Here is a 26144-nt window from a genome sequence, read left to right on the forward strand (position 1 = left end):
AAGGTTATGGTCGCCTCCACCTCCGGTAGTACTCGCGTCCCGGACGGATCGCCCCTCTGGTTGACTCCAGCACCTATCTGCTGTCCCTACTCTGGGTTACGTGCAGCGCCTCTACGATTTCCTCCGCAGACACCCGACGGGCGTCGACAGCTTCTGGGCTGTCCTCTTCTTCGGGTTCTCGATGGCCATCGTCGCCTCGGAGCACCAGGGCACCGGCTCCGCACTGCTCGCCACCCCCTGCGTGGTCGCACTGAGCACCGCCGTGGGACTGCGCCGCAGGCGGACCGCGCCGGCGTTCTGGCTCACCGTCGCCACCGGCCTCTACCAGCTGGCCATCGGCGCGCAGGTGAGTTTCTACGACTCCGCGATGCTCGTCATCCTCTTCACCGTCGCCGCCGCCGACGTGCCGCGCTGGGTCTCGCGCACCGCCCTCGGCTGGGGGCTGCTCGCGTCCCCGCTGTACTTCCTGCGCATGGGGGTGGACAAGAACGCCTCCACCACCGACAGCGTGCTCTTCGTCGCCTTCCTGATGGTCCCCTTCGCCCTCGCCTGGGTGATGGGCGACTCCCTGCGCACCCGCCGGGCCTATTACGCCCAGCTCGTCGAACGCAACCAGCGCCTGGAACAGGAGCGCGCCGCCCAGGCCAAGGTGGCCGTGGCCGCCGAGCGGGCCCGGATCGCCCGCGAGCTGCACGACGTCGTCGCGCACAACGTCTCGGTGATGGTGGTCCAGGCCGACGGCGCCGCCTACGTCATGGACGCGGCCCCCGAGCAGGCCAAGGAGGCCCTGCAGACGATCTCCGGCACCGGGCGCCTGGCCCTCGCCGAGATGCGCCGGCTGCTGGGCGTACTGCGCACCGGCGAGCCGCAGGAGTCCGAGGACTACGTGCCGCAGCCCGACGTGGAGCAGATCGAGGTCCTGGTCGAGCAGGTACGGGCGGCCGGGCTCGCCGTGGACTTCGAGGTCGAGGGCGCCCCGCGCAAGCTGCCCAGCGGCGTGGAGCTGACGGCGTACCGGATCGTCCAGGAGGCGCTGACGAACACGCGCAAGCACGGCGGCCCCACCGCGAAGGCCAGCGTGCGGCTCGTCTACTTCGACGACGGGCTCGGCCTGCTCGTCGAGGACGACGGCCGGGGCGCGGCCCGCGAGCTCTACACGGACGGCGGCGCGGACGGCGCCGGACACGGGCTGATCGGCATGCGCGAACGCATCGGTATGGTCGGAGGCACCCTCGACGCGGGCCCCCGGCCCGGTGGCGGCTTCCGGATCAGCGCTCTGCTCCCCCTGAAGAAAAGGTGACCATGTCCTTCCCCACCGGCCCCTCCATCCGCGTGATGCTGGTCGACGACCAAGTACTGCTGCGCACCGGTTTCCGGATGGTGCTCGCCGCACAGCCCGACATGGAGGTCGTCGCCGAGGCCGGCGACGGCCTGGAGGCACTGGAGGTGCTGCGGGCCACCAAGGTGGACGTGGTGCTGATGGACGTCCGCATGCCCCGCCTCGACGGGGTCGAGGCGACGCGCCGCATCTGCGAGCCCGAGGAACACCCCAAGGTCATCATCCTGACCACCTTCGACCTCGACGAGTACGCCTTCTCGGGCCTGAAGGCGGGCGCGAGCGGGTTCATGCTCAAGGACGTCCCGCCGGGTGAGCTGCTGGCCGCGATCCGCTCGGTGCACAGCGGCGACGCGGTCGTCGCCCCCTCCACCACGCGCCGGCTGCTGGACCGGTTCGCGCCGATGCTGCCGTCGACCTCGGCGGAACCCCGGAACAAGGACGTCGAGCGCCTGACGGAGCGCGAGCGCGAGGTCATGCTGCTGGTCGCCCAGGGCCTGTCGAACGGCGAGATCGCCGCCCGCCTGGTCCTGTCGGAGGCCACCGTCAAGACCCACGTAGGCCGCATCCTGACCAAGCTGGACCTGCGCGACCGGGTACAGGTCGTGGTCCTGGCGTACGAGACCGGGCTGGTCCGCGCGGGCGGCGGCGGGGCGGCCTAGCACCGGGCCCGCCCGGCCCGGGGCCATCCGGCGATCGGACCGTCCGGCGATCGGGCCGTCCGGCGATCAGGCCGTCCGGCGATCAGGTCATCCAGCGGTCCGGGCGGGCCGCGGCCCGGGACGTGCGGGAGCGGGCCGCCTGGGCGTGGAGCAGTTCGGCGGCCTGGGCCGCACCGCGCAGGCGGGCCGTGACCGTACCGTTCGCGCCGGTGTCCACGTGGACGTCGGCCAGGCCGCGGGCGCGCTGCCAGGGGCCCTGGGAGCGGCGCACGCTCTGCACCTTGGCGTGCGGGACGATCTCCGTACGCCGGCACAGGCGGCCGTGGCGGGCGGCGAACACGTCCGCGGAGACCGCCAGGCCGTACCCCTTCCACCACACCGGGACCACCCAGCGCGATCCGCTCCGGGGCGAGGGCTCGAAGACAAGGCCTCCGAGGTCGACGCCGGGCAGCACCCGGGCTACGACGGCGTGGGCGTCGGCCCGGGTGGCCACCGGCACCAGGACGTCGTTCTTCGAGCCGGCCACCTCCAGCTCCACCCGGACCCAGCCGCGCCGGCGCCACAACAGCGGCTCGACGATCCGTACGGTCTGCACCCGGCCCGGCGGCACCGTCTCGTGGGCGCGGTCGAGCATGCCGTGGTCGAGCCGGAGCCCGTCCGGGGACTCGGCGACCCGCCAGTCGTACTCGGCGAGGAACCGGCCGGCGCTGGCCGCCCACATCGCGCCCAGGACCGGAAGCAGGGCGACGATGGCCACCCACGGGTTCGAGCTGAACCACCACACCAGCGAGGGACCCACGATCCCGCCGGCGAGGATCGCCCAGGTGGTCAGGGTGAGCAGCAGGGACACCGCCAGATCGCGCGGCCCCACGCGCAGCAGCTCCCGGTCGGGGGCCTCGCCCAGGAGCGGGGCCTCGGCCGGGGTGAAACCGGCCGCGCGGGCCAGCAGCTCGGCGCGGAGCGAGACGGCGTCCTGCTCCGAGAGGAAGGCCAGCTCGTCCTTGGCCTCGGTGCCGATGACGTCGAGCCGCAGCTTGGCGACCCCCGCGACACGGGCCAGCAGGGGGCGGGTGACGTCGACCGCCTGGATCCGGTCGAGGCGGATGTGCGCGGTGCGGCGGAAGAGGAGCCCGCTGCGGATGCGCAGTTCGGAGTCGGTGACGGCGTAGTGGGTGAACCACCAGCTGAGGAAGCCGTACAGGCCGAAGACGAGGACCAGCGCGAGCAGCGCGAGGACCCGCAGGAGGGTGGAAACGGACGTCACCCACTCGGCGAGGTTCGCGCCCTGCTGGGCGACGATGCCGATGGTCGCGGCGATCGGCACCCAGGCACGGCGCAGCGGGGTGAGGAAATGCAGCCGCCGCTCCTGGCCGGGCCCGGCCCCCGCTCCTGTCCCAGTCCCTGCTCCCGCGCCCACCTGAGGAGTCACAGCCCCGCCGACCTTGCCTCGCCGAGCTCGGTCAGCCGGTCGCGCAGCCGTTCCGCCTCCTCGGGCGCGAGGCCGGGGATCTTGGCGTCGGTCGCCGCCGCGGCCGTGTGGAGCTGTACGGAGGCCAGCCCGAAGCGGCGCTCCAGCGGGCCCGAGGTCACCTCCACCAGCTGCATCCGCCCGTACGGCACCACGGTCTGCTCCCGCCACATCACGCCCCGGCTGATCAGCAGGTCGTCCGGGCGCTCCGCGTACCGCCAGGACCGCCAGTTCCGTCCGAGCATCACCCAGCCCCAGGCCAGCACCAGCAGCCAGAACCCGCCGACTGCCGCCCACCCCGGGCCGGCCGTCATCCCCAGGACGACGGCCGTCACCACCGTGAAGAGGGACATCCACAGCGCCAGCACCAGCCTGCGCAGCGACAGCAGTCCTCCCGGCAGGCCCACCCACTCGGGCAGCCCCGTCCCACCCTCTGTCCCCGTGTCCATCCCCCCACCCTAGGCCGGTGACCCGCTCTCCGGGCCGGGCCCGCACCACCTGCCGGCCGCCGCTCCCCGATCCGGATTCCGGACCGAGCCACGGGTCACCCCCGGCGGCTGAGACAATGCCGCCATGACGGAGACCACGGTCGGCATCGGCGGCGCGGCGGAGAGCACCGACATGGTGCTCAACATCGGCCCCCAGCACCCTTCCACGCACGGCGTGCTGCGCCTGCGCCTCGTCCTGGACGGCGAGCGCATCGTGAGCGCCGAGCCGGTGGTCGGCTACATGCACCGGGGCGCCGAGAAGCTCTTCGAGGCCCGCGACTACCGCCAGATCGTGATGCTCGCGAACCGCCACGACTGGCTGTCCGCGTTCTCCAACGAGCTGGGCGTGGTCATGGCGGTCGAGCGGATGCTCGGCATGGAGGTGCCCGAGCGGGCCGTGTGGATGCGGACCCTGCTCGCCGAGCTGAACCGGGTCCTGAACCACCTGATGTTCCTCGGCTCGTACCCCCTGGAGCTGGGCGGCATCACCCCGATCTTCCACGCGTTCCGCGAGCGCGAGGAGCTCCAGGCCGTCATGGAGGAGATCTCCGGCGGCCGCATGCACTACATGTTCAACCGGGTCGGCGGCCTCAAGGAGGACCTCCCGGCCGGCTGGCTGGGCCGGGCCCGCGCCGCCATCGCCGACGTCAGCACGCGCATGCACGTCTACGACGACCTGGTGCGGGGCAACGAGATCTTCCGCGCCCGCACCCGCGGCGTGGGCGTCCTGTCCGCCGAGGCCGTCCACGCGTACGGGGTCTCCGGCCCGATCGCCCGCGCCTCGGGCGTCGACTTCGACCTGCGCCGCGACGAGCCGTACCTCGCCTACGGCGAGCTCCAGGACGTCCTGAAGGTCGTCACCCGCACCGAGGGCGACTGCCTGGCCCGCTTCGAGGTGCTGCTGGAGCAGACCCACAACGCCCTGGACATCGCGGTCGCCTGCCTGGACCGGATGGCGGAGCTGGCGCCCGGCCCGATCAACCAGCGGCTCCCGAAGGTGCTGAAGGCGCCCGAGGGCGAGACCTACGCGTGGACCGAGAACCCCCTCGGCATCAACGGCTACTACCTGGTCTCCAAGGGCGAGAAGACCCCGTACCGGCTCAAGCTGCGCTCGGCTTCGTACAACAACATCCAGGCGCTGGCGGTACTGCTGCCCGGGCAGCTCGTCGCGGACATGGTCTCGATCCTCGGCTCGCTGTTCTTCGTCGTCGGCGACATCGACAAGTAGCCGGGCCCGCAGCCTAGGCTGCCCGCATGACCTCCGGTACCACAGCAGACCCGCACCCCGACGTGGACGCCATATACGCCGCCTACCTGCGGCGACTCGGCATCGAGGAGACCGGCGCGCCGTCCGTGGAGGGGCTGTTCGCCCTCCAGCGGGCGCACCTGGAGCGCGTCCCGTACGAGAACGTCGACATCCAGCTCGGCCGCGCCCCCGGCATCGACCCCGAGCTGACGGCACGCCGCTTCGCGGCCGGCCGCGGCGGCTACTGCTTCCACCTCAACGGGGCCTTCGCGGCGCTCCTGGACCACCTCGGCTACGAGGTCACCCGCCATGTCGGCGGCGTCTACAAGGAATCGCAGGCCGAAGACGCCGCACGGGGCGTGAGCGGAGACCACCTGGCGCTCACCGTCCGCGTGCCGGAGGCGGCGGACGGCGGGACCCGCGTCTACTACGTGGACGCCGGGCTCGGCGACGGCCCGTACGAGCCGCTGCCGCTGCGCGAAGGCTCCCACCGCCAGGGGGCCTTCGCCTACTCCCTGGAGCGGCTGCCCGGAACGGGCTGGCTCTACCGCAACCCGGGCAGTTCCGCCCCCCTCGCGAACTTCCGCGCGGAGCCCGCCGGACCGGCCGCGGCGGCCGCCTTCGAGGCCGAGCACCTCCGGCTGTCGACCTCCGAGGACTCCGGTTTCGTACGGACCTTCGCGGCCCTGCGGCGCGACGCGGACGGCATCGACACCCTGCGGGGACGGGTGCTGAGCCGGATCGACCCGGTGCACGGGAACACGGAGCGCGTGCTGGACGGCCCGGAAGAGTTCTACGCCGTGCTGGAAGGCGTCTTCGGCCGCGCACTCGACGACTTGACCCCGGCCGACCGCGCGGCCCTGTGGACCCGGGTGGCCCGGGCCCACGACAACTGGACGGCCGCCCGGGGGCACTGACCCGGGAGCGGCCGGGCGGGCCGATGTCCGCGGGGCAGGGCAGACTTGGGGGATGTCCCTTTCACCCCGCCGGGCCTGCCCCTCCTGCGGCCGCGACTGCGCCGTCACCGCCGGTCGGATCGCCCGCCACGACCCGCCCGCGGGCCGGGGACGCGGGGACCTCGTCTCCTGCCCCGGCTCCCGCGCCCGCGTGACCCTCGGTGCCGCCGCCGCGACGCTGGACGGCTTCACCTTGTCCCCGCTGCCGGGGCAACTGCCCCTGTTCTAGCGCCCCTGGGCGATCCGGCCGGCCCCGCTGCGCTAGGAGATGGCGGTGCGGAGCCGGACCACGTCGATCGGCTCGGTCTCGTCGTGGGCCGTGAGGTCGATGACCTGGCCCACGGCGCGGTGCTCGTCGGTGGGCGCCTTGAACTCCGGCTCCGCCCCGCCCCGCGCGGACTCCGCCTTGTGGACGGCGAGGGCCTCCGCGCCGACGACATCGGCGAGGTCCTCGTTCTGGACGGACTCTATGACCGCGCGCGCCTGCGCGGCCGTCTTCGTACCGAAGAAGTCGAAGCCGCCCTCGACGCGCGAGGTCGGGCGGCGCTGCGCCGCGTACGGGGCCACCGCGGCCGCGAGCCGGCGTGCGGGGACGGCGGCCGCCGGGCCCGCCGGCACCGGGCCGGTCAGCGCGGGGCGGGAGTGCGACTCCGGCCCCGCGGGCTTCGCGGGGGCGGCCTGCACGGGGGCGGCGGGGACGGCCGGAGCCGCCGGGAGGGCACGCGCCGCCGGGGAGGCGGGGAGAGCCGCCGGCCCGCTCGGGGGCTCCGGGGCGGACCCGGCGGCCCTGGCCGTCTTGTCGGCCAGCGCCACGAGCGCGGCGTGGGCGCGGGCGAAGCCCACCGAGGTGGCGGCGCCGGCGCTGGTGCGCTCCTCGGAGACGGCGGGAAGTTCCTTGGGACCCGGGGCGGCGGGAGCGGCCGCGGCCTCGATGGCCAGCAGCCGGCGTCCCTCCAGGGCGCTCGCCCGCTCGGTCTCCGCGGTGGCGTACCGGCGCAGCAGCGACGCGTGCTCCCCGCGCAGGCCCGCGAGTTCGACCCGCTTGGCGCGCAGTTTGGCGTCGAGCTTGCCGCGCAGCACCCGGGCCTCTTCGAGGTCGGATTCGAGCTCGGCTATCCGCTCGTCCGTGCGCCACTCGTCCTTGACCCGCTCGCGCCCGAGCTCGCTGACCCGGCGGCCGGCCGACAGGTCCCACGCGCGCATGACGACGGCGCCGGCCAGGCCGGCGGCCGCGGTGAGGGCCACGAGCAGGCGCAGCGCCATCGGTTCCGCGAGCAGCCAGGCGGCGCCGGCGCCGGCTATGGACACACCGGCGACGGCCGTCGGCGTGAGCAGCCGGTGAAGGGGTTCGGGATTGCGGTGGCGTCCACGGGGCATGGCCTGAAATTTACAGGGAGTGGACAGGGTGTGGGGTAGCCGCCCGGGAATCTGTTTCCGAGCAGTTACCGCACGTCCCGCACGAAAGGCGCAACTCCTACTTCTTCAGAAGGCCCTTGGACTCCAGATAGGCCTTCGCCACATCGGCCGGCTTGGCGCGCTCGGCGTCGATCTTGCGGTTCAGCTCGACCAGGTCGGCCGTGGTGAGCGCCTTGGTGACCTTGTCGAGGGCGGCCGCGATCTCGGGGGCGCCGGCGTCCTTGGCGTTGACCACCGGGAGCACGTTGTCGGCGTTCTGGAGCTTCTTGTCGTCCTCCAGGAGGACCAGGCCGAAGCTGTCGAGGGTGGCGTCCGTGGTGGTGGTGAGGACGAGCTGGTCGGCGCCGTCCTTCACCGCCTGCTTGGCCTGCGGGGTTCCGACGCCCTTGGGGTCGATACCGGAAACATCGATTCCGTATGTGGTCTTCAATCCGGGTGCGCAGAAGGGCCGCACCGCGCATTCGTCACCGGCAGCGATCTTCACCTTCAGACCGGACTTGCCCAGATCGGAAAGGGTCTTGAGATTGTTCTTCGTGGCGAATTCCTTGCTCACCGCGAAGGCGTTCTGGTCGACCGCCGAGCCCGCGGGCAGCGCCTTCAGCCCCAGCGGGCCCGCCAGCTTCTCCAGGGCCGCCACCGTCGCCGTCACGTCGCTCGACGCGACCGGCTTGTCCGTCGGCGCCTTGGAGCCGTTCACCTTGGCGTTGAGGAACTCCGCGAGGGTCGCCGCGTACTCCGGGACGACGTCGATCTCGCCCTTCTCCAGCGAAGGTTCGTACAGCTCTCGGTTGCTGACCGTGGTGATCGAGGTGCTGTAGCCGGCGTCCTTCAGGACCTGCGCGTAGAGCTCGGCCAGCACGTTCGACTCGGTGAAGCCGGCCGCACCGATCACCAGCTTGCCGCCCTTGCCACCCTCGGACGCCCCGGAGGCGGCGGCGGAGGAGCCCCCGTCCTTGGTCTTCTCCAGGCTGTCGCCGCCGCACGCGGCGAGCGATGCGGTCAGGGCGACCGCGCCCAGGGCCGCGCCGAGGGCGCGTGTGGACTTGCTCATGTCGATCTCCTTCAAGGGGTGGGACAACAAGGGGTGGGCCGGCGTGTTCGGGGCACCGCTCAGCGGGTGGCCGCACCCGGCAGCAGCCGGTCGGCCGCCACCAGCGCGCCCTCCACGAGCAGGGCCAGCGCCGCGACCAGCAGGGCGCCCGCGACGACCTGCGGGGTGTTGTACGTGTTGAAACCGGCGGTGATGATCCGGCCGAGGCCGCCCTGGCCGACCATGGCGGCGATGGTGGCCGTGGCGATGACCTGGACGGCTCCCGAACGCAGCCCCGTCATCACCAGTCCGCGCGCGAGCGGCAGTTCCACCCGCCAGAAGAGCTGGCGGCCGGACATGCCCATGCCCCGTGCGGCCTCCACCACCGCGCGGTCGACCTCGCGCATGCCGACGTAGGCGTTGGTCAGCAGGGGCGGGATGGCGAAGAGCACCAGCGCGGCGATGGTGGGCAGGTACCCGGCGTTGCGCAGCGGGGAGACCATGAACAGCGCCAGCACCGCGAAGACCGGGACGGCCCGCCCGATGTTGGAGACGTTCACGGCGAGGCCGCCGCCCTTGCCCAGGTGGCCCAGCAGCAGTCCGACCGGCAGGGCGACCGCGCAGGCCAGCGCCAGGGCGATCCCGCTGACGTACACGTGCTCGCCGAGCCGGTTCCAGACCCCGCTCTCCCCGGACCAGTTGGCCCCGTCGGCCAGCCAGTCCCAGGCCTGTCCCAGCACTCCCATCAGACGGCTCCCGCGCTGACGTCGGCTCCACTGGCGGCGCGAGCGGCACGGCTCGCGCGCGGCGCCCGGGTGGCACGGGTCCAGGGGGTCAGCAGCCGCTGGAGGCCGAGCAGAAGCAGGTCCGCGACGAGCGCGAGGAGGACGCACAGCACCGAGGCGGTGAGCACCTGCGCCTTGAAGGAGCTGTTCACGGCGGGTGCGATGAGGTTGCCGAGGCCGCCCTTGCCCACGATGGAGCCCACGGTCGTCAGCGCCACGGTGGAGACGGTCGCGATCCGTACGCCGGCCAGCAGGGCGGGCAGCGCCAGCGGCAGCTCGACCTGCCACAGCAGCCGGCCCGGGCCGTACCCCATCCCGCGCGCGGCTTCCCGTACGTCCTCGGGCACGGCTTCGAGACCGGCCAGCACGTTGCGCACGAGGATGGTCAGCGAATACAGCACCAGCCCGGTCACCACCAGCGTCGCCGAGAGCCCGAAGACCGGCAGCAGCAGCGAGAACATGGCGAGCGAGGGGACCGTGTAGAGCAGGGTGGTGATGCCGAGGACGGGGGCCGCCCAGCGGCGGCCCCGGCGGGCCAGCAGCGCGAGCGGGACGGACACGGCGATGCCGATCAGCACCGACACGCCCGTGATCCACACGTGTTCGAGGGTGGCGTCGGTGAGCTCCTGGGAGCGGGACGTGACGTAGTCCCAGCAGATCCAGTCGTTCGCCACCAGGCAGTTCTGCCCGGCCATCGCTCCTCACCCCCCGTCACAGACCGTACGTAGGAGCGACCATAACCCCCGGCACCCACAATGGCCGGAATCCTTCGCACACGGGCAACACGCCCTTCACAAACGGACCCCTCGGGTAGGGAAAGATGGCCGGGTGATCCGATTCGAGCAAGTGACCAAGCGCTACCCCGACGGGACCACGGCCGTCGCCGACCTGTCCTTCGAGGTCGCCGAGGGAGAACTGGTCACTCTGGTGGGCCCGTCCGGCTGCGGCAAGACGACCACCATGAAGATGGTCAACCGGCTGATCGAGCCGACCTCCGGCCGGATCCTCCTGAACGGCGAGGACATCGCCGCCGCCGACCCCGTCGAACTGCGCCGCCGCATCGGCTACGTCATCCAGCAAGTCGGGCTGTTCCCGCACAAGACGGTGCTGGAGAACACGGCCACCGTGCCGCAGCTCATCGGCACCCCGAAGGCCAAGGCCCGCGCGCGGGCCGCGGAACTCCTCGAACTGGTCGGGCTGGACCCGGCCGTCTACGGCGGCCGCTACCCGGAGCAGCTCTCCGGCGGGCAGCGCCAGCGCGTCGGCGTGGCCCGGGCGCTCGCCGCGGACCCGCCGGTGCTGCTGATGGACGAGCCGTTCGGCGCGGTGGACCCGGTGGTGCGCGAGCGGCTGCAGAACGAGTTCCTGACGCTCCAGAAGACCGTGCGCAAGACGATCCTGCTGGTCACGCACGACCTGGAGGAGGCGGTCCGGCTCGGGGACCGCATCGCCGTCTACGGAGCGGGCACCATCGAGCAGTTCGCCCGCCCGGCGCAGGTGCTGGGGGCTCCGGCGACCGACTACGTGGCCGGCTTCGTCGGCTCCGACCGCGGGCTGAAGCGCCTCTCGGTCACCGCCGTGGCGCAGGCCGACCTGGCCGACCCGGCCTCCGACGGCGGAAAGGCCCCCACCGCCGAAGTGGCGCTGGGGGCCAGTCTGCGCGAGGCGCTCGCGCTGCTGCTCCAGGAGGACTCGGGGCGGATCGGGGTCACGGATCCCGACTCCGGCGAGCTGATCGGCGTGCTCACCCCGGAGGGGGTGCACCGGGCCCTGCGCCGGGCCCGGCTGCAGGAGGCCTGAGCCGGGACGCCCGGGTCTTCCTACGCCTGGATCCTGCCGCTCATCCACACCAGCATCGGCGGGATCTCGCGGCGCCAGGTGTTGAAGTTGTGGCCGCCGCTGTCGAGGATGATCGAGGAGACCCGGTCCGGGCCCTTGACCAGCGTGATGAACTTCTTCGTGCCGGCGAGGTTCGGCTCGCCCTTCTCGCTGCTGGTGACCAGGAACGACGTACCGGACGGCTGCTTCGCCTTCACCGACTCCAGCACGTTCGCGCGCGCCTTCAGCTTCGCGTCCCCGTGGAAGAGGTCACCGGTCGTCGGGTCGTCCGCGGCCTCGTAGTACGCGGACAGGCCCGCGGCGGCACCGAAGGTCTTCGGGTAGTGCGCGGCGATCTTCAGCGCGCAGTAACCGCCCGTGGAATTGCCGATGAAGCCCATGTTCTCGGGCTTCTTGCCGACCCGGAAGGTGTTCTGGACGGCCTGCGGAAGGTCCTGGCCGTAGAAGGTCTCGGTCTGCGGGCCACCGGGTATGTCCACGCACTCGGTGTCGCGCGAACCCGGGGTCGGACGGAGCATGACCAGGATCATCGGCTTCATCTTGCCCGTCTTGGCCTGCCTGAAGGCCGTCATCGGGTAGTCCAGCCCTTTGATCAGGTTCTCCGCCATGCCCGGGTAGCCCGTGAGGACGATGGAGGCCGGGAAGTTCCGGTCCTTGTGCTGCGGCTGGAAGTACTCCGGCGGCAGCCACACGAAGCCGGTCGTCGTTATCTTCGACTTCTGGCCGGTTATCGCGACTTTCAGGATCTGCCCGCCGACCGGCGGCTTGGCGCCACCGGGCACGTCCAGCTGCTGCTTGTCGACGACCTTGATGTCGGCACTGCTCATCGAATGGTCGACGACCTTGCCGATCGAGGTCTCCTGGCCGAAGAGGTCGGCCCAGGACCCGTAGAACAGGAACGACTTGTTCGCGCCGAGGCCGATCGCCGCGAACAGCGCCAGCTGCGTCGCCAGCAGGAGGCCGATCCGGCCGAGGACCGCGCGCCAGGAGCGGCCCGAGAGCTTCGGCCAGAACCACACCGTGGCCGCGAACAGCAGCACACCGGCAAGGATGGCCAGCGCCAGAACCGTATTACTGGTGAGACCCATGAGCAGTCAGTCGACTTTCTATGGCAGGACTAGTTTTTTTCTCGAGGAAGAGTGAACCCGCTCCCCTCCGATGTCGTCCTAGTGGACGCACCACCCAGCGGAGGCTCCAGCGGCCTTCGGCCACATGATCTCTCGCGGAGCAACGGGAAGCGATGTCTAGCAGGATAGATGGCGATAAGTCGGGACAGGTTCCGAAGCCTGTCAGCCGAATCCTCCGAGGCCCACGACCGGAGACCGTCCCCGGAATCGTCGGCACCGCCGTCACGGTCGTCGGCTTGCTGGACATCGCGGCGGGAGTCTTCCCGCGCTTCCGGCACAGCCGCATCCACGCGGTCACCGAGGTGCTGCCCGGCTCCGTCGGCCCCTTCGCGGCCGCCCTGGCCCTCAGCGCCGGCGTCCTGCTCCTGCTGCTCGCCCACGGGCTCAAGCGCCGCAAGCGCCGTGCCTGGCGGGCCGCGGTGGTGCTGCTGCCGGCGGGCGCCGTAGCGCAGTTCACGTACCGTCACTCGGTCATCGGCCTGGTCATCTCGGCGGTGCTCCTGGCACTCCTGCTGCGCCACCAGAGTGAATTCAAGGCACTGCCCGACCCGCGCAGCCGGTGGAAGGCGCTCGCCAACTTCGTGCTGATGAGCGCGGGCTCCATCGGCCTCGGTCTGGTCATCGTCAACTCGCACCCCGGCCGCGTTGTAGGCAATCCGGGTGTTTACGAGCAGATCAGCCACGTCGTCTACGGGCTCTTCGGCTTCGAGGGCCCCGTCGACTACGCCGGCCGGGTGTCCTGGACCGTCGGCTACTCCCTGGGCGCCCTCGGCATGCTGACCGCCGTCACCACCATCTACCTGGCCTTCCGCCCCGAGCACCCGGCCGCCCGGCTCACCGCCGACGACGAGGTCAAGCTCCGCGAGCTGCTCGCCCGGCACGGCGGCCGCGACTCGCTCGGCCACTTCGCGCTCCGCCGCGACAAGGCCGTCGTCTTCTCCCCCAGCGGCAAGGCCGCCGTCACCTACCGCGTCGTCTCCGGCGTGATGCTCGCCTCCGGCGACCCGGTCGGCGACGTCGAGGCCTGGCCCGGCGCCATCGAACGGTTCATGGAGGAGGCCAAGACCCACTCCTGGACCCCCGCCGTCATGGGCTGCAGCGAAACCGGCGGCGAGGTCTGGACCCGCGAGACCGGTCTCGACGCCCTGGAGCTCGGGGACGAGGCGATCGTCGACGTCAAAGACTTCTCGCTCTCGGGCCGGGCGATGCGCAACGTCCGGCAGATGGTGAAGCGCATCGAGCGCAACGGCTACACCACCAAGGTCCGCCGGGTCAGCGAGCTGACCGGGACCGAGCTGGAGCAGGTCCGCGGCGCCGCCGACGCCTGGCGCGGCACCGACACCGAACGCGGCTTCTCCATGGCGCTGGGCCGCGTCGGCGACCCCGGCGACGGCGACTGCTACATCGCCACCGCGCACCGCGTCGAGGAGGGCGACACCTCCCCCTTCGGCGACCTCAAAGCCGTCCTGCACTTCGTCCCGTGGGGCAAGGACGGCATGTCGCTGGAGCTGATGCGCCGCGACCGCGCCGCCGACCCCGGCATGAACGAACTGCTGATCGTCGCCTCCCTGGAGGCCTCCCCGGCACTGGGCATCGAGAAGGTCTCCCTGAACTTCGCGATGTTCCGCTCGGCCCTGGCCCGCGGCGAGAAGATCGGCGCCGGCCCGGTCCTGCGGATGTGGCGCAGCCTGCTGGTGTTCCTCTCGCGCTGGTTCCAGATCGAGTCGCTGTACAAGTTCAACGCGAAGTTCCGCCCCCGCTGGGAGCCCCGCTTCGTGGTCTTCCGCACCACCCGGGACCTGCCCCGCATCGGCTTCGCCGCGATGCAGGCGGAGGGCTTCGTCACGCTGGCCCTGCCCCGCCTGTTCGCCGGCCGCAGGCGCCCCAAGCCGGTCCGCACCTGCGCCCACCACCGCGTACAGGCCCCGGCCGTCGTCCCCGTCCAGGCGGAACGCGAGATCCGGGCCGCCTGACGCCCTCCCGGCGGGGCCCCACCCGGCCCCGCCGGGAGTTCGAGGCGCGGGGGGGTCCGGGGCGGGCCCCCCGGGGGGGGAACGGAGGAAGGGCGGGGCCGGGAGCAGCCCCGCGCAGCGGCACCCTCCGCCCCCACCGCCCGGCCAGGGCAGGGGCCAGGACACGGGCCCTACCCTGGGAAGCATGAACACGAACCGCGGCCCCGCCCCCAGGGGCCTGGTGACAGGCCTCCCCGACTGGGACCGCTGCGCGGTCATGGGCGTGGTCAACGTCACCCCCGACTCCTTCTCCGACGGCGGCCGCTGGTTCGACACCACCGCCGCTGTCAAACGCGGCCTCGACCTCGTCGCCCAGGGCGCCGACCTCGTGGACGTCGGCGGCGAGTCCACCCGCCCCGGCGCCTCCCGCGTCGACGAGGAGGAGGAACTGCGCCGGGTCGTCCCCGTCGTCCGCGGTCTCGCCTCCGAAGGGGTCGTCGTCTCCGTCGACACCATGCGCGCCTCCGTCGCCGCCCGGGCCGTGGCCGCCGGCGCCACCCTGGTCAACGACGTCAGCGGCGGCCTCGCCGACCCCGGCATGATCCCGGCCGTCGCCGCCGCCGAAGTGCCCTTCGTCGTCATGCACTGGCGCGGTTTCAGCGACGGCATGAACAGTCTCGCCGTCTACGAGGACGTCCTCGCCGAGGTCACCGCGGAACTCCGTACCCGCATCGACGCCGTCGTCACCGGCGGCATCGCCCCCGAACGGCTCCTGGTCGACCCCGGTCTGGGCTTCGCCAAGAACGCCGAACACGACCTGGCCCTGGTCGCCCACCTCGCCGAGCTGCGCGCCCTCGGTTTCCCGCTGCTGGTGGCCGCCTCGCGGAAGCGTTTCCTCGGCCGGGTGCTGGCCGGCGCCGACGACGCCTCCCCACCGCCCGCCCGCGAACGCGACGCCGCGACGGCCGCCGTCACCGCCATCGCCGCCTCCCGGGGCGCCTGGGCCGTACGGGTCCACGAGGTACGGGCGAGCGCCGACGCGGTTCGGGTGGCCCGCGCCGTGGAAGGGGCACTGCGTACGACCCGCAGCGACGAGGAAGGGGCACGGTGAGCCGTACCGACATCGAATCCGTCGAAGAGGTCAACACGGCCTTCTACGAGGCCATGGAGCGGGGGGACTTCGACACGCTGTCGGCGCTCTGGCTCGAAGACGAGATCTCCTGCGTGCACCCGGGCTGGCCGGTGCTGTCGGGACGCGGCGAAGTGCTGCGCTCCTACGCGCTGATCATGTCGCACACCGAGTACATCCAGTTCTTCCTGACCGACACCAAGGTCACCGTCATAGGCGACACCGCCCTGGTGACCTGCACCGAGAACATCCTCAGCGGCGGACCCGCCGAGGACGGCGGAGAACTGGGCCCGCTCGTCGGTCAGCTCGTCGTCGCCACGAATGTGTTCCGACGCACACCGGAGGGCTGGCGGCTCTGGGCGCACCACGGTTCTCCCGTCCTCACGGACTCCGACGAGGACGAAGAGGAGGAGCCCTCCTAGCCCCTCGGTCAGGGTGCTGTCGGGGGCCGGGGTATTTCGCAGGTAAATTCGAAGATGGACGACGCCGACCGCACTCGGCTTAGGCCATGGATCCGGGGAGTCCCGGACCGGAAGCACCTACGAAAAGCAGGAGTGATTCGCGTGGATCGTGTCGCGCTGCGCGGCCTCAAGGCTCGCGGGCACCATGGCGTCTTCCCCCGGGAACGCGAGGAAGGCCAGACCTTCATCGTCGACCTGGTGCTCCACCTCGACACCCGTCCCGCGGCGGCGGGCGACGACCTGGCTAAGACCGTGCACTACGGGGTAGTCGCGGAGGAAGTCGTCGACGTGGTCCAGGGCGAGCCCGTGGACCTGATCGAGACCCTCGCCGAGCGGATCGCCCAGCAGTGCCTCAAGCACGAGGCGGTCGCCCAGGTGGAGGTCGTCGTCCACAAACCGGACGCGCCGATCACCGTCCCCTTCGACGACGTGACCATCACGATCACCCGGAGCCGCGCGTGAACAACGGAATGAACGCCCAGAGCGACCCCACGGTCCAGCCCGTACCCGCCTCCGTGGTCGAAGCCGTCGACGCGGCGGACGTCACGCTGTCCAACCCCAAGTGGGCCGTCGTCGCACTCGGCGCGAACCTGGGCAACCGCCTGGAGACCCTCCAGGGCGCCATCGACGCCCTCGGCGACACCCCGGGCCTGCGGGTCAAGGCCGTCTCCCCCGTCTACGAGACGGAGCCGTGGGGCGTGGAGCCGGGCTCGCAGCCCTCGTACCTCAACGCCGTCATCTCGGTGAAGACCACCCTGCCCCCCGGCTCGCTGCTGGAGCGCGGCCACGCCATCGAAGAGGCCTTCGACCGCGTCCGCGAGGAGCGCTGGGGACCCCGCACGATCGACGTCGACATCATCGCCTACGCCGACGTGGTCTCCGCCGAGCCCGACCTCACCCTCCCGCACCCGCGCGCCCACCAGCGCGCCTTCGTGCTGGCCCCCTGGAACGACATCGACCCCGAAGCGCAGATCCCGGGCCAGGGCCCCGTCGCCGCGCTCCTGGCCTCGGTCGGCCTCGCGGGTCTCACCCAGCGCACGGACCTGGAACTGCGCCTCCCCGAATGAGCCGCGCCCGCGGGGCGGGCCCGTCGACCACTTAGGATCACCGGATACGCACGCACGGAGAGCGGGCGCTGGGGAATGGCGGGAGAGGCGTACGTGAAGCAACTGAGGCCGGCGGTCCTGGCGGGCATTTTCGCGATCGCCGCGGTGCTGTCCTGGGCCGGAGCCCGGCTGTGGAACGCGTACGGCACGCTCCCCGGCGTCCCGGTGGCCGCACCCATCGTGCTCGGCGCCATCGCGGTGGTCCTGCTGGCGACGGCCCTGTCCCTGCGCTCGCGCCTGAAGGCCCAGCGCGAGCGGGTGCCCGGAGCCAAGGGCGTGGAGCCGCTGATGGCGGCCCGCGCGGTGGTCTTCGGCCAGGCCAGCGCCCTGGTGGCGGCCCTGGTCGCGGGCGCCTACGGCGGCGTGGGCGTCTTCCTCCTGACCAACGCCATGGACGTCCCGGCCCGCCGCGACCAGACCTGGTACGCCGGCTTCTCGGTCCTGGCGGGGGCGGCGGTCGTAGCGGCGGCCCTCTTCCTGGAACACGTCCTGAAGCTCCCGGACGACGAGGACCCGGGCAAGGCCACCGCCACCGCCTAGGCCTCCCAGGGCATCCTGACGAGATGGTCCGGGGTCACGGCGAGGTCGCGTGGTCCGTGCTCACGTCGACGAGGGCACGCGTTTGCCCCACGACCACGTCGACGACCTCGGTCTGCTCGGTGCGTCCGTCCCGGAGCGTCCATAACCGGGTTCCCGGTCGAACATCGCATGCTCGAAGGCGTCCGCCCACTGCATTGACCGTCTGCCTGCTTGGTAGGCCCAAGCATCGGTCCCCCTCCGCGCATTCGTGGAGGGGGACCGTAGCGGACAGCACTGACAACCCGGCTAGCGTGCCAGGATGAGACTCATCGCCTCGGCTCGGGTGGCCGTGGCACGGAGCTGCCCGCGGACCGCGGATGTGGTGGTCTTGGCTCCGGGCTTGCGGATTCCGCGGACCGACATGCACATGTGCTCGGCTTCGACCACCACGATGGCGCCGCGCGCATCGAGGATCTCCATCAGCGAGTCGGCTATCTGCGTCGTGAGACGTTCCTGCACCTGCGGGCGGCGGGCGTAGACATCCACGAGCCGGGCCAGCTTCGACAAGCCCGTGATCTTGCCGTTCTCCGCCGGAATGTAGCCGACGTGAGCGACGCCGTGGAACGGCAGCAGGTGATGCTCGCACAAAGATACGATTTCAATGTCCTTTACCAGGACCAGCTCATCGTGTCCCAGGTCGAACACCGTCGTCAGCACGTCCTCGGGCTTCTGCCACAGACCTGCCAGAATCTCCCTGTACGCCCGTGCCACGCGGCCCGGGGTCTCCAGGAGCCCCTCGCGGTCCGGATCCTCGCCGACCGCGAACAGGAGCTCGCGGACCGCCGCCTCGGCGCGCTTCTCGTCGAACTCGCCGATCGTGCCCTCGCCACCGGTCAGGGTCACTGGGTCGGTCATGTTTTCCTCGTTCCTGTCTGTGCAGTCGCGGCCAAACAAGTATGACCAGATGAAAGTGCCGCGCCCCCCAGGCTAGAACCTGGGGGGCGCGGCATCCATTCCGGGAGGTACTAGGCCTCCGGGTGCTCCTCCGGGGAGGGCTCCGGGGCCTTCTCCACCGATACGGCCTGTGCGGCCGAGGCCGACGTGCCGTTCGCCGCGTTCGTCAGCTGGAGCTCCTTGGGAGAGAGCACCGGCGGACGGGTGGACGGCGTGCGGTGCGAGGAGCCGGTCCACGCCGGGCGGGCCGGGCGCTTCACGATCGTCGAGAAGACCTCGGCGATCTGCTCCTTGTTGAGCGTCTCCTTCTCGAGGAGGGCGAGGACGAGGTTGTCGAGGACGTCGCGGTTCTCGACCAGGATTTCCCAGGCCTCGTTGTGCGCCGTCTCGATGAGCTTCTTGACCTCTTCGTCGACCAGCGCGGCGACCTCTTCCGAGTAGTCCCTCGGGTGCGACATCTCGCGGCCCAGGAACGGCTCGGTGTTGTCCCCGCCGAACTTGATCGCGCCGAGACGCTCAGTCATGCCGTACTGGGTGACCATCGCGCGGGCCGTTGCCGTGGCCTTCTCGATGTCGTTCGCGGCGCCCGTGGTCGGGTCGTGGAAGACCAGTTCCTCGGCCGCGCGCCCACCCAGCATGTACGCCAGCTGGTCGAGCATCTCGTTGCGCGTGGTCGAGTACTTGTCCTCGTCGGGCAGGACCATGGTGTAACCCAGGGCCCGGCCGCGGGACAGAATCGTGATCTTGTGGACCGGGTCGGAGTTCGGGGAAGCCGCCGCGACCAGGGCGTGGCCGCCCTCGTGGTACGCGGTGATCTTCTTTTCCCGGTCCGACATGATCCGGGTCCGCTTCTGCGGACCCGCCACGACGCGGTCGATCGCCTCGTCCAGCGCGTGGTTGTCGATCAGCTTCTGGTCCGAGCGGGCCGTGAGCAGCGCGGCCTCGTTCAGGACGTTGGCGAGATCGGCACCCGTGAAGCCGGGCGTACGACGGGCGACCGCACCCAGGTCGACGTCCGGGGCGACCGGCTTGCCCTTCTGGTGAACCTTGAGGATCTCCAGACGGCCCTGCATGTCCGGACGGTCGACCGCGATCTGGCGGTCGAAGCGGCCGGGGCGCAGGAGGGCCGGGTCGAGGATGTCGGGACGGTTCGTGGCGGCGATCAGGATGACCCCGCCCTTCACGTCGAAGCCGTCCATCTCGACGAGCAGCTGGTTGAGGGTCTGCTCGCGCTCGTCGTGACCGCCGCCGAGGCCCGCACCGCGGTGCCGGCCGACGGCGTCGATCTCGTCGACGAAGACGATCGCCGGGGCGTTGGCCTTGGCCTGCTCGAACAGGTCACGGACACGCGAGGCACCGACACCGACGAACATCTCGACGAAGTCGGATCCGGAGATCGAGTAGAAGGGGACACCGGCCTCGCCCGCGACGGCACGCGCGAGCAGGGTCTTTCCGGTGCCGGGCGGGCCGTACAGCAGCACGCCCTTGGGGATCTTGGCGCCGACGGCCTGGAACTTCGCCGGCTCCTGGAGGAACTCCTTGATCTCGTGGAGTTCCTCGACGGCCTCGTCCGAGCCCGCGACATCGGCGAACGTCGTCTTCGGGGTGTCCTTGGTGATGAGCTTGGCCTTGGACTTCCCGAACTGCATGACCCGGGAACCACCGCCCTGCATCTGGTTCATCAGGAACAGGAAGACGACGACGATGAGGACGAACGGCAGCAGCGAGAGCAGCACGCTCAGGAACGGGCTGGTCTTGTCCGGCGTGACGGAGTATCCGTCAGGGATCTGACCGGCTTCGTACTTGGTCTGGAGGTTCTGGGCGAGTTGTACGCCCTGGTCCCCGATGTAGTTGGCCTGGAACTTGGTGCCGTCGTTGTCGCCGAGCTTCTGGTCCTTCTTCAGCTCGATCTTGATCATCTGGCTGTCACCGGTGGTGAGCTTGGCGCTGTCCACCTGGCCACTGTTGATCGCCTTGATGACCTCGCTGGTCTCCACCGACTTGTAGCCGCCGCCGGAGCCGACGACGTTCATCAACACGACCACGGCGAGGACGGCCAGCACGATCCACATAACCGGCCCACGGAAGTATCGCTTCACGTCCATCCATACGGGGCGCTAGGCACCCCGTCCCTCCTGCCCGTAGGTAAATGCTGCTGTGAGTAAAGACTGTTCTTCGGAATGTACCCCTGCATTGTCACCCGCGGCCTCATGGGACGGCTGACAGACCCGCCTTTCCATGCTCCAACGGCGGGAAACGCTCCAGGGTTCCCCTGTCGGGCGCTGGATCAGCCGCCGTAGACGTGGGGAGCGAGGGTGCCGACGAACGGCAGGTTGCGGTACTTCTCGGCGTAGTCGAGGCCGTAGCCGACGACGAACTCGTTCGGGATGTCGAAGCCGACCCACTTCACGTCGATCGCGACCTTGGCGGCGTCGGGCTTGCGCAGCAGCGTGACGACCTCCAGGGAGGCCGGCTGGCGGGAGCCGAGGTTCGACAGCAGCCAGGACAGGGTCAGGCCCGAGTCGATGATGTCCTCGACGATCAGGACGTGCTTGTCCTTGATGTCGGTGTCCAGGTCCTTGAGGATCCGCACCACGCCCGAGGACTGGGTCCCGGCGCCGTACGAGGACACCGCCATCCAGTCCATGGTGAGCGGGGTGGACAAGGCGCGTGCCAGGTCCGCCATGACCATCACCGCGCCCTTGAGGACGCCGACGATGAGCAGGTCCTTGCCCGCGTACTCCGCGTCGATCTTCGCGGCCAGCTCTGCCAGCTTCGCGTCGATCTCTTCCTTGGTGATGAGCACCGACTGGAGGTCGTTGCCCATGTCCTTCTCGTCCACCCGCATCACTTTCGTTGTCGGCTGGGGCTCCGGGGGGTGACCCCGGAGGTCTCAGCCGTGTTTCAGCACCAATCAGCCCTGCCGGATGACCAGTCTGCCACCCTGCCGCTGGGCCTCGACCCGGCCGGGCAGGTTGATGGCTCCCTGACCGCGCCATCCGGTGATGAGCCGGTCGACTTCCTCGATGTGGCGGGCGAAGAGGGAGCCTGCGGGAGAACCGGCGGCGACGACGGCCCGGCGCAGCACGCGGCGGCGGACCGCGGGGGGCAGTGCGTACAGCTTGGCGCACTCCAGGCGGCCGTCCTCGTCCCGTACGCCGCTCTCGGCCTCGGCGGCCCAGGCGTCCAGGGCGTCGGCGTCGTCGCGGGAGAGCTGGGCGGTGCGGGCGAGCGCCTCCACGACCCCCTTGCCGAGGGCCTTCTCCAGGGCGGGCAGCCCCTCGTGGCGCAGCCGGGAGCGGGTGTAGGCGGGGTCGATGTTGTGCGGGTCGTCCCAGACGGCCAGGGACTGGACCATGCAGGCCTTGCGGGCGGTCTGCCGGTCGACCTGGAGGAAGGGCCTGCGGTAGCGGTGGCTGCGGCCCCGTGCGCCGGGTTCTCCGGGGCCTCCGGAGACTTCCGCCATGCCGGAGAGCGAGCGGATGCCGGAGCCGCGGGCGAGGCCCAGCAGGACGGTTTCGGCTTGATCGTCGCGGGTGTGGCCGAGCAGCACGGCGACGGCGCCCAGCCGGTCGGCGGCCTCGTCCAGGGCCGCGTAGCGGGCGTCGCGGGCGGCGGCTTCGGGGCCTCCCTCGCGGCCGACGCGCACGGCGACGGACTCGACGGGGTCGAGGCGCAGCGCGGTCATGCGGGAGACGACCTCGGCGGCGCGCAGGGCGGAGCCGTCCTGGAGGCCGTGGTCGACGGTGATGCCACCGGCCCGGATTCCGAGTTTGGGGGCCTCGAAGGCGAGGGCGGAGGCGAGCGCCATGGAGTCCGCGCCGCCGGAGCACGCCACGAGGACGAGCGGGGCGGTGTCGGGGAGGGGGTCGTGGGGGGCGGCACCGGCCGAGGAGCCGACGGTGCGGCCGGGGCGGCCGACCCGGGGTGCGGGGGTGGTGACGGGCCGGCTGTTGAGTTCGGTGAGGTCGGTGAGGACGTCGTGGAGTGCGCGGCGGACCGCCAGGCGTATCGCCGCGACCGCAGGATGGGGACCCATGTCCGGTGCCCTTCGGTGGAGTTCGGATGCCTCGGAGGCGCTGGGGAGGCGTTGGGGGAGGTGGTGTGCCGGAGTGCTGACCGGCTCTCCCCCGCGGGTGGGGTTGTCACTCAGAGTGCGTCGATGGTGACAGAACCGAGCCGTTCCCCGAGCATCGCACGCCCTTCCACGCCCCACGGTCCCTCGGACGGGTGACGCTGCTTCCCCCAGAGGGACATCTTCACGCCTCTCCGGTCACACCTCTTCGCTTGCCTCGCTCTGCTCGCTCCCCTTGCGGTGGACCCGGGCCACCCAGTCCGCGGGGCTGGCGATCTCGGACTTGGTCGGCAGTGTGTTCGGGGAGGTCCAGACCCGGTTGAAGCCGTCCATGCCGACCTGGCCGACGACGGCGCGCACGAAGCGTTCCCCGTCGCGGTACTGGCGCAGTTTGGCGTCGAGGCCGAGGAGTTTGCGCAGGGCGGCGTCGAGCCGGCCGGCGCCGCTGGCCCTGCGCTGCTGGAACTTCTCGCGGATCTCGGCGACCGAGGGGACGACCTCTGGGCCGACCCCGTCCATGACGAAGTCGGCGTGGCCCTCCAGCAGGGACATGACGGCGGTGAGCCGGGCCAGCACCTCGCGCTGTTCGGGGGTCTGGACGAGCTCGACGAGGGAGCGGCCCTCGTCTCCGCCTTCGGCGTCGGGGCGGGCGCCGGCGAAGGACTGGGCGGCCTCGCGGAGTCGCTCCAAAACGGTCATCGGGTCCACTTCGGTGGCGCCGAGGAACGTCTGGATTTCGCCCTCCAGGTGTTCGCGGAGCCACGGGACGGCCGTGAACTGGGTACGGTGCGTCTCCTCGTGCAGGCAGACCCAGAGCCGGAAGTCGTGCGGGTCCACCTCCAGCTCCCGCTCGACGTGGACGATGTTGGGCGCGACGAGCAGCAGCCGGCCGCCGGTGGCGGAGCCCGGGAGGTCGAGGCCCGCGGGCGCGAAGGTCTCGTACTGGCCGAGCACGCGGGAGGCCAGGAAGCTGAGCAGCATGCCCAGCTCGACGCCGGTGACCTTGCCGCCGACCGCGCCGAGCACGGCGCCGCCGGGGGTGCCGGCGCGGCGGTCCTGCATCTTTCCGAGGAGGGGGGACAGGAGCTCGCGGAAGCCGGCCACGTTGGCCTTGACCCAGCCGGCCCGGTCCACGACGAGGACGGGGGTGTCGGCGGGGGTCATGCCTTCGGGCATCATCCGCGTGAACTCGCGTACGTGCCGTTCGGAGGTTTTGGCGTGCCTGCGCAGCTCCGCGACGACGGCCCGCGCCTCGTCCCGGCTCACCTCCGGGCCGGGCCGCACGAGCCTGGTGGCGGTCGCCACCGCGAGGTTCCAGTCGACCATCTCCGCACCACCGAAGCTCGTCATGCGTCAACCGTACGTGGACCTGCGCGCGGACGGGATCCCCGGACGTGCCTAGGAAGTCGTGGCCACGGCTGCCGCGAGCTTGTCGAGGCCCTTCTCGGCGGCGCCGGGCTCCGGGGTGTTCGCGGTCAGGAACGCGAAGGCGAGCAGTCGGCCGGTGGGGTCGACGACGGTGCCGGCGAGGGAGTTCACGCCGCTCAGGGTGCCCGTCTTGGCCCGCAGCAGGCCGGCCGCCGGGGAGCCGCCGGAGTTGCGGGTGCGCAGGGTGCCGGTGAATCCGGCGACGGGCAGTCCGGTGAGGACGGGCCGCAGTTCGGGGTGCTGCGGATCGGCGGCCTTGGCGAGCAGGGCGGTGAGCAGGCCGGCGCTGACCTTGTCGGCGCGGTTGAGGCCGCTGCCGTCGGCGAAGCGGGAGCCGGCGGTGTCGACGCCGAGGGCGGCGAGTCTGGCGCCGACTGCCTGGGCGACGCCGTCGAAGCCGGCCGGTGCTCCGGAGGCGAGGGCGGTCTGGCGGGCCAGGGCCTCGGCGATGTCGTTGTCGCTGTGGGTCAGCATCCGCTCGACGAGCCCGGCGAGCGGCGGCGAGAAGGTGGTGGCGAGCGGGACGGCCCCGGTGGCGGCCTTGGCCCTGGCCGGTTCGCCGGTGACCTTGACCCCGCGTTCCTTGAGCAGGGCGGCGAAGGCCCGTGCGGTGTCGCGGGAGGGGTCGGGGCTGCGCTTGACGGGGCCGGAGAAGGAGGCGTCGGGGCGTCCTTCGTCGGCGGTCAGGGCCGTGACGGGCGCGAGGTTGGGGTTCTCGCCGATCGGGTGGAGGACGGGGCCGGTGTAGAGCGAGTCGTCGTAGCCGAGGGCCACGGAGTCGGTCCCGGAGGCCTTGAGGGCCTGGGCGGTGTCCGCGGCGAGGGCGACGAGGCTGCCGCCGGAGCCGGCGGGCGCCTTCTTCCTGGCGGTGAGCGAGGGGTCGCCGCCGCCGACGAGGACGATCCGGCCGGGTGCGGAGCCCGGGGTCACGGTGGTGCGGATCCGGTGGTCGGGGCCGAGGGCCGCGAGGGAGGCCGCGGCGGTGGCGATCTTGACGGTGGAGGCGGGGGTCATGGGCTGCCGGGCCCCGGCTTCGTAGAGGACCTTCCCGGTGGCGGTGTCGATCACGGAGGCGCTGCGGACGGTGCCGAGGGCGGGGTCGGCGAGCAGCGGCCGCAGGGCGGCGGCGAGCGCGCCGGGCTCCGCGGCTGCGGCCGGGTCGCCGCCGGCTCCGGCCGGGCGTACGCCGGCGAGCACTCCGGGGGCGCTGGGGGCGGCCTGCGGGAGCGCCGCGGCGGGGTCCGTGCCGTGATCTGCGCCACCCGTACGGCCCCAGGAGGCGGCCTTGTCCCGCTCGGCCTTACGCTGGCCGGAGTCCCAGGGACCCGCGGCGGCCACCGTCGCGGCCGACAGGGCGAGGCCGGCGACGGCCGACACCGCGATGAGCTGCCAGGTCTTGACCACCAATGGCACCTCGGACCAGCCCCTTTCGCGATCACACATATGCGTGAGGGACACTTAACCATTGCGTCTTGCCGCGAGCATGGCACCCCACCCGGCAGGGCCGGGTCGGCCACGCACGCAGGCGAATCAACGCAGTCTCGAAGCAATCAAGCTGCTGAAGCTGATCATGGAGGAGCAGGACGTGGAGTTCGACGTCACCATCGAGATCCCCAAGGGTTCGCGGAACAAGTACGAGGTGGACCACGAGACCGGCCGGATCCGTCTGGACCGTCGTCTCTTCACCTCGACCAGCTACCCGGCCGACTACGGCTTCGTCGAGAACACCCTCGGCGAGGACGGCGACCCGCTGGACGCGCTGGTCATCCTTGACGAGCCGACCTTCCCGGGCTGCCTGATCAAGTGCCGCGCGATCGGCATGTTCAACATGACGGACGAGGCGGGCGGCGACGCCAAGCTGCTGTGCGTGCCGGCCTCCGACCCGCGTGTGGAGCACCTGCGCGACATCCACCACGTGTCCGAGTTCGACCGCCTGGAGATCCAGCACTTCTTCGAGGTCTACAAGGACCTGGAGCCGGGCAAGTCGGTCGAGGGCGCGAACTGGGTCGGCCGCACCGAGGCCGAGGCCGAGATCGAGGCCTCGTTCAAGCGCCTCGAGGCGCAGGGCGGCCACCACTGAGCTCCGCTCGGTGACGGGGCGGGCCTGAGGCCCCTCCGGCCCCTTTGACACCGCGGGCGGTACCCCTTGAAGGGGGTGCCGCCCGTT

26 protein-coding genes are annotated in these 26144 nt (G+C 71.5%); 13 read left to right on the top strand and 13 right to left on the bottom strand.

The window, feature by feature from the left end; translation table 11 throughout:
• Positions 1-100 precede the first annotated feature (100 nt).
• Together ACFYM0_RS23350 and ACFYM0_RS23355 are read left to right on the top strand one after the other, a co-directional pair.
• Positions 101-1300, top strand: coding sequence for a sensor histidine kinase (locus ACFYM0_RS23350; RefSeq protein WP_388504368.1), 1200 nt, complete (start codon positions 101-103; stop codon positions 1298-1300).
• A 2-nt stretch (positions 1301-1302) separates the two neighbouring features.
• Positions 1303-1998, top strand: a complete 696-nt coding sequence (locus ACFYM0_RS23355) for a response regulator transcription factor (RefSeq protein ID WP_266880250.1) — start codon at positions 1303-1305, stop codon at positions 1996-1998.
• Between the two features lie 82 nt (positions 1999-2080).
• On the opposite strand, the gene ACFYM0_RS23360 is transcribed toward ACFYM0_RS23355, so the two are convergent.
• Together ACFYM0_RS23360 and ACFYM0_RS23365 are read right to left on the bottom strand one after the other, a co-directional pair.
• Positions 2081-3427 carry a PH domain-containing protein gene (locus tag ACFYM0_RS23360; protein ID WP_388504372.1) on the bottom strand — a complete coding sequence of 449 codons (1347 nt, stop codon included), beginning with the start codon at positions 3425-3427 and terminating at the stop codon, positions 2081-2083.
• Positions 3424-3915 (bottom strand): PH domain-containing protein, encoded by a 492-nt coding sequence (locus ACFYM0_RS23365; protein ID WP_388504375.1) that lies wholly within the window; start codon positions 3913-3915, stop codon positions 3424-3426. The genes ACFYM0_RS23360 and ACFYM0_RS23365 overlap by 4 nt, the downstream gene beginning before the upstream one ends.
• A 124-nt stretch (positions 3916-4039) precedes the next feature.
• On the opposite strand from ACFYM0_RS23365, the gene ACFYM0_RS23370 reads away from it, so the two are divergent.
• The 3 genes from ACFYM0_RS23370 to ACFYM0_RS23380 are packed head-to-tail and all read left to right on the top strand — an operon-like array spanning position 4040 to position 6385.
• Complete coding sequence (locus ACFYM0_RS23370) at positions 4040-5182, top strand: NADH-quinone oxidoreductase subunit D (RefSeq protein ID WP_327305297.1); 1143 nt, start codon at positions 4040-4042, stop codon at positions 5180-5182.
• A 26-nt stretch (positions 5183-5208) separates the two neighbouring features.
• The gene (locus ACFYM0_RS23375) at positions 5209-6117 is read left to right on the top strand and encodes an arylamine N-acetyltransferase (RefSeq protein ID WP_388504378.1); all 909 of its coding nucleotides are present in this window, start codon (positions 5209-5211) and stop codon (positions 6115-6117) included.
• 52 nt (positions 6118-6169) lie between these two features.
• On the top strand, positions 6170-6385 hold the full coding sequence (locus ACFYM0_RS23380; protein WP_388504380.1) for a hypothetical protein: 216 nt from the start codon (positions 6170-6172) through the stop codon (positions 6383-6385).
• Between the two features lie 32 nt (positions 6386-6417).
• On the opposite strand, the gene ACFYM0_RS23385 is transcribed toward ACFYM0_RS23380, so the two are convergent.
• The 4 genes from ACFYM0_RS23385 to ACFYM0_RS23400 form a co-directional block, all read right to left on the bottom strand.
• Positions 6418-7533, bottom strand: a complete 1116-nt coding sequence (locus tag ACFYM0_RS23385) for a hypothetical protein (protein WP_388504382.1) — start codon at positions 7531-7533, stop codon at positions 6418-6420.
• 97 nt (positions 7534-7630) lie between these two features.
• A complete protein-coding gene (locus ACFYM0_RS23390; RefSeq protein WP_388504385.1) occupies positions 7631-8623 on the bottom strand; it encodes an ABC transporter substrate-binding protein in 993 nt (330 codons plus the stop codon).
• 59 nt (positions 8624-8682) lie between these two features.
• Entirely contained in the window at positions 8683-9348 is a 666-nt protein-coding gene (locus ACFYM0_RS23395; RefSeq protein WP_388504387.1) for an ABC transporter permease, read from the bottom strand.
• Positions 9348-10082 carry an ABC transporter permease gene (locus ACFYM0_RS23400; protein WP_388504390.1) on the bottom strand — a complete coding sequence of 245 codons (735 nt, stop codon included), beginning with the start codon at positions 10080-10082 and terminating at the stop codon, positions 9348-9350. Before ACFYM0_RS23400 ends, ACFYM0_RS23395 begins: the two co-directional genes overlap by 1 nt.
• Before the next feature lie 133 nt (positions 10083-10215).
• On the opposite strand from ACFYM0_RS23400, the gene ACFYM0_RS23405 reads away from it, so the two are divergent.
• A complete protein-coding gene (locus ACFYM0_RS23405; protein WP_388504391.1) occupies positions 10216-11187 on the top strand; it encodes an ABC transporter ATP-binding protein in 972 nt (323 codons plus the stop codon).
• 20 nt (positions 11188-11207) lie between these two features.
• On the opposite strand, the gene ACFYM0_RS23410 is transcribed toward ACFYM0_RS23405, so the two are convergent.
• Positions 11208-12314 carry an alpha/beta hydrolase-fold protein gene (locus ACFYM0_RS23410; RefSeq protein WP_388504394.1) on the bottom strand — a complete coding sequence of 369 codons (1107 nt, stop codon included), beginning with the start codon at positions 12312-12314 and terminating at the stop codon, positions 11208-11210.
• A gap of 152 nt (positions 12315-12466) precedes the next feature.
• On the opposite strand from ACFYM0_RS23410, the gene ACFYM0_RS23415 reads away from it, so the two are divergent.
• The 6 genes from ACFYM0_RS23415 to ACFYM0_RS23440 all read left to right on the top strand — a co-directional run bounded on the left by ACFYM0_RS23415 (position 12467) and on the right by ACFYM0_RS23440 (position 17541).
• Positions 12467-14326: a phosphatidylglycerol lysyltransferase domain-containing protein gene (locus ACFYM0_RS23415; protein ID WP_388504397.1), complete on the top strand. Its 1860-nt coding sequence runs from the start codon at positions 12467-12469 to the stop codon at positions 14324-14326.
• Positions 14327-14510: 184 nt separating this feature from the next.
• Entirely contained in the window at positions 14511-15416 is a 906-nt protein-coding gene (gene folP / locus ACFYM0_RS23420) for a dihydropteroate synthase (RefSeq protein WP_388504400.1), read from the top strand.
• A complete protein-coding gene (locus ACFYM0_RS23425; RefSeq protein ID WP_388504403.1) occupies positions 15413-15856 on the top strand; it encodes a nuclear transport factor 2 family protein in 444 nt (147 codons plus the stop codon). The genes folP and ACFYM0_RS23425 overlap by 4 nt, the downstream gene beginning before the upstream one ends.
• Positions 15857-15997: 141 nt before the next feature.
• On the top strand, positions 15998-16357 hold the full coding sequence (gene folB / locus ACFYM0_RS23430) for a dihydroneopterin aldolase (protein ID WP_030010912.1): 360 nt from the start codon (positions 15998-16000) through the stop codon (positions 16355-16357).
• Between the two features lie 8 nt (positions 16358-16365).
• Positions 16366-16962 (top strand): 2-amino-4-hydroxy-6-hydroxymethyldihydropteridine diphosphokinase, encoded by a 597-nt coding sequence (gene folK / locus ACFYM0_RS23435; protein WP_388504897.1) that lies wholly within the window; start codon positions 16366-16368, stop codon positions 16960-16962.
• A gap of 93 nt (positions 16963-17055) precedes the next feature.
• Positions 17056-17541: a DUF3180 domain-containing protein gene (locus ACFYM0_RS23440; RefSeq protein ID WP_388504406.1), complete on the top strand. Its 486-nt coding sequence runs from the start codon at positions 17056-17058 to the stop codon at positions 17539-17541.
• A gap of 285 nt (positions 17542-17826) precedes the next feature.
• Here ACFYM0_RS23440 and folE read toward each other — a convergent pair whose 3' ends face one another.
• From folE to dacB, 6 genes are all read right to left on the bottom strand, one after another.
• Positions 17827-18435: a GTP cyclohydrolase I FolE gene (gene folE, locus ACFYM0_RS23445; RefSeq protein WP_274548881.1), complete on the bottom strand. Its 609-nt coding sequence runs from the start codon at positions 18433-18435 to the stop codon at positions 17827-17829.
• Between the two features lie 110 nt (positions 18436-18545).
• Positions 18546-20579, bottom strand: a complete 2034-nt coding sequence (ftsH, locus tag ACFYM0_RS23450; protein ID WP_388504408.1) for an ATP-dependent zinc metalloprotease FtsH — start codon at positions 20577-20579, stop codon at positions 18546-18548.
• 182 nt (positions 20580-20761) lie between these two features.
• Entirely contained in the window at positions 20762-21322 is a 561-nt protein-coding gene (gene hpt, locus ACFYM0_RS23455) for a hypoxanthine phosphoribosyltransferase (protein WP_243339812.1), read from the bottom strand.
• 66 nt (positions 21323-21388) lie between these two features.
• A complete protein-coding gene (gene tilS / locus ACFYM0_RS23460; protein ID WP_388504412.1) occupies positions 21389-22513 on the bottom strand; it encodes a tRNA lysidine(34) synthetase TilS in 1125 nt (374 codons plus the stop codon).
• 234 nt (positions 22514-22747) lie between these two features.
• Entirely contained in the window at positions 22748-23899 is a 1152-nt protein-coding gene (locus ACFYM0_RS23465; RefSeq protein ID WP_388504414.1) for a zinc-dependent metalloprotease, read from the bottom strand.
• Between the two features lie 48 nt (positions 23900-23947).
• Positions 23948-25381: a D-alanyl-D-alanine carboxypeptidase/D-alanyl-D-alanine-endopeptidase gene (gene dacB / locus ACFYM0_RS23470; RefSeq protein WP_388504415.1), complete on the bottom strand. Its 1434-nt coding sequence runs from the start codon at positions 25379-25381 to the stop codon at positions 23948-23950.
• Positions 25382-25562: 181 nt separating this feature from the next.
• On the opposite strand from dacB, the gene ACFYM0_RS23475 reads away from it, so the two are divergent.
• Entirely contained in the window at positions 25563-26057 is a 495-nt protein-coding gene (locus tag ACFYM0_RS23475; protein WP_030756147.1) for an inorganic diphosphatase, read from the top strand.
• Positions 26058-26144: the final 87 nt, after the last annotated feature.

The organism is Streptomyces sp. NPDC006487 (genome assembly GCF_042870555.1).
Taxonomy (GTDB): domain Bacteria; phylum Actinomycetota; class Actinomycetes; order Streptomycetales; family Streptomycetaceae; genus Streptomyces.

Bases quoted from the DNA above. Each gene is read 5' to 3' on its own strand.
- folP (WP_388504400.1), top strand. From the start codon at position 14,511: ATGAACACGAACCGCGGCCCCGCCCCCAGGGGCCTGGTGACAGGCCTC.
- ACFYM0_RS23375 (WP_388504378.1), top strand. From the start codon at position 5,209: ATGACCTCCGGTACCACAGCAGACCCGCACCCCGACGTGGACGCCATA.
- tilS (WP_388504412.1), bottom strand. From the start codon at position 22,513: ATGGGTCCCCATCCTGCGGTCGCGGCGATACGCCTGGCGGTCCGCCGC.
- ACFYM0_RS23365 (WP_388504375.1), bottom strand. From the start codon at position 3,915: ATGGACACGGGGACAGAGGGTGGGACGGGGCTGCCCGAGTGGGTGGGC.
- folE (WP_274548881.1), bottom strand. From the start codon at position 18,435: ATGACCGACCCAGTGACCCTGACCGGTGGCGAGGGCACGATCGGCGAG.
- ACFYM0_RS23465 (WP_388504414.1), bottom strand. From the start codon at position 23,899: ATGACGAGCTTCGGTGGTGCGGAGATGGTCGACTGGAACCTCGCGGTG.
- ACFYM0_RS23355 (WP_266880250.1), top strand. From the start codon at position 1,303: ATGTCCTTCCCCACCGGCCCCTCCATCCGCGTGATGCTGGTCGACGAC.
- ACFYM0_RS23415 (WP_388504397.1), top strand. From the start codon at position 12,467: ATGTCTAGCAGGATAGATGGCGATAAGTCGGGACAGGTTCCGAAGCCT.
- ACFYM0_RS23395 (WP_388504387.1), bottom strand. From the start codon at position 9,348: ATGGGAGTGCTGGGACAGGCCTGGGACTGGCTGGCCGACGGGGCCAAC.
- ACFYM0_RS23410 (WP_388504394.1), bottom strand. From the start codon at position 12,314: ATGGGTCTCACCAGTAATACGGTTCTGGCGCTGGCCATCCTTGCCGGT.
- hpt (WP_243339812.1), bottom strand. From the start codon at position 21,322: ATGCGGGTGGACGAGAAGGACATGGGCAACGACCTCCAGTCGGTGCTC.
- ACFYM0_RS23400 (WP_388504390.1), bottom strand. From the start codon at position 10,082: ATGGCCGGGCAGAACTGCCTGGTGGCGAACGACTGGATCTGCTGGGAC.
- ACFYM0_RS23380 (WP_388504380.1), top strand. From the start codon at position 6,170: ATGTCCCTTTCACCCCGCCGGGCCTGCCCCTCCTGCGGCCGCGACTGC.
- folK (WP_388504897.1), top strand. From the start codon at position 16,366: ATGAACGCCCAGAGCGACCCCACGGTCCAGCCCGTACCCGCCTCCGTG.
- ACFYM0_RS23385 (WP_388504382.1), bottom strand. From the start codon at position 7,533: ATGCCCCGTGGACGCCACCGCAATCCCGAACCCCTTCACCGGCTGCTC.
- ACFYM0_RS23370 (WP_327305297.1), top strand. From the start codon at position 4,040: ATGACGGAGACCACGGTCGGCATCGGCGGCGCGGCGGAGAGCACCGAC.
- ACFYM0_RS23390 (WP_388504385.1), bottom strand. From the start codon at position 8,623: ATGAGCAAGTCCACACGCGCCCTCGGCGCGGCCCTGGGCGCGGTCGCC.
- ftsH (WP_388504408.1), bottom strand. From the start codon at position 20,579: ATGGACGTGAAGCGATACTTCCGTGGGCCGGTTATGTGGATCGTGCTG.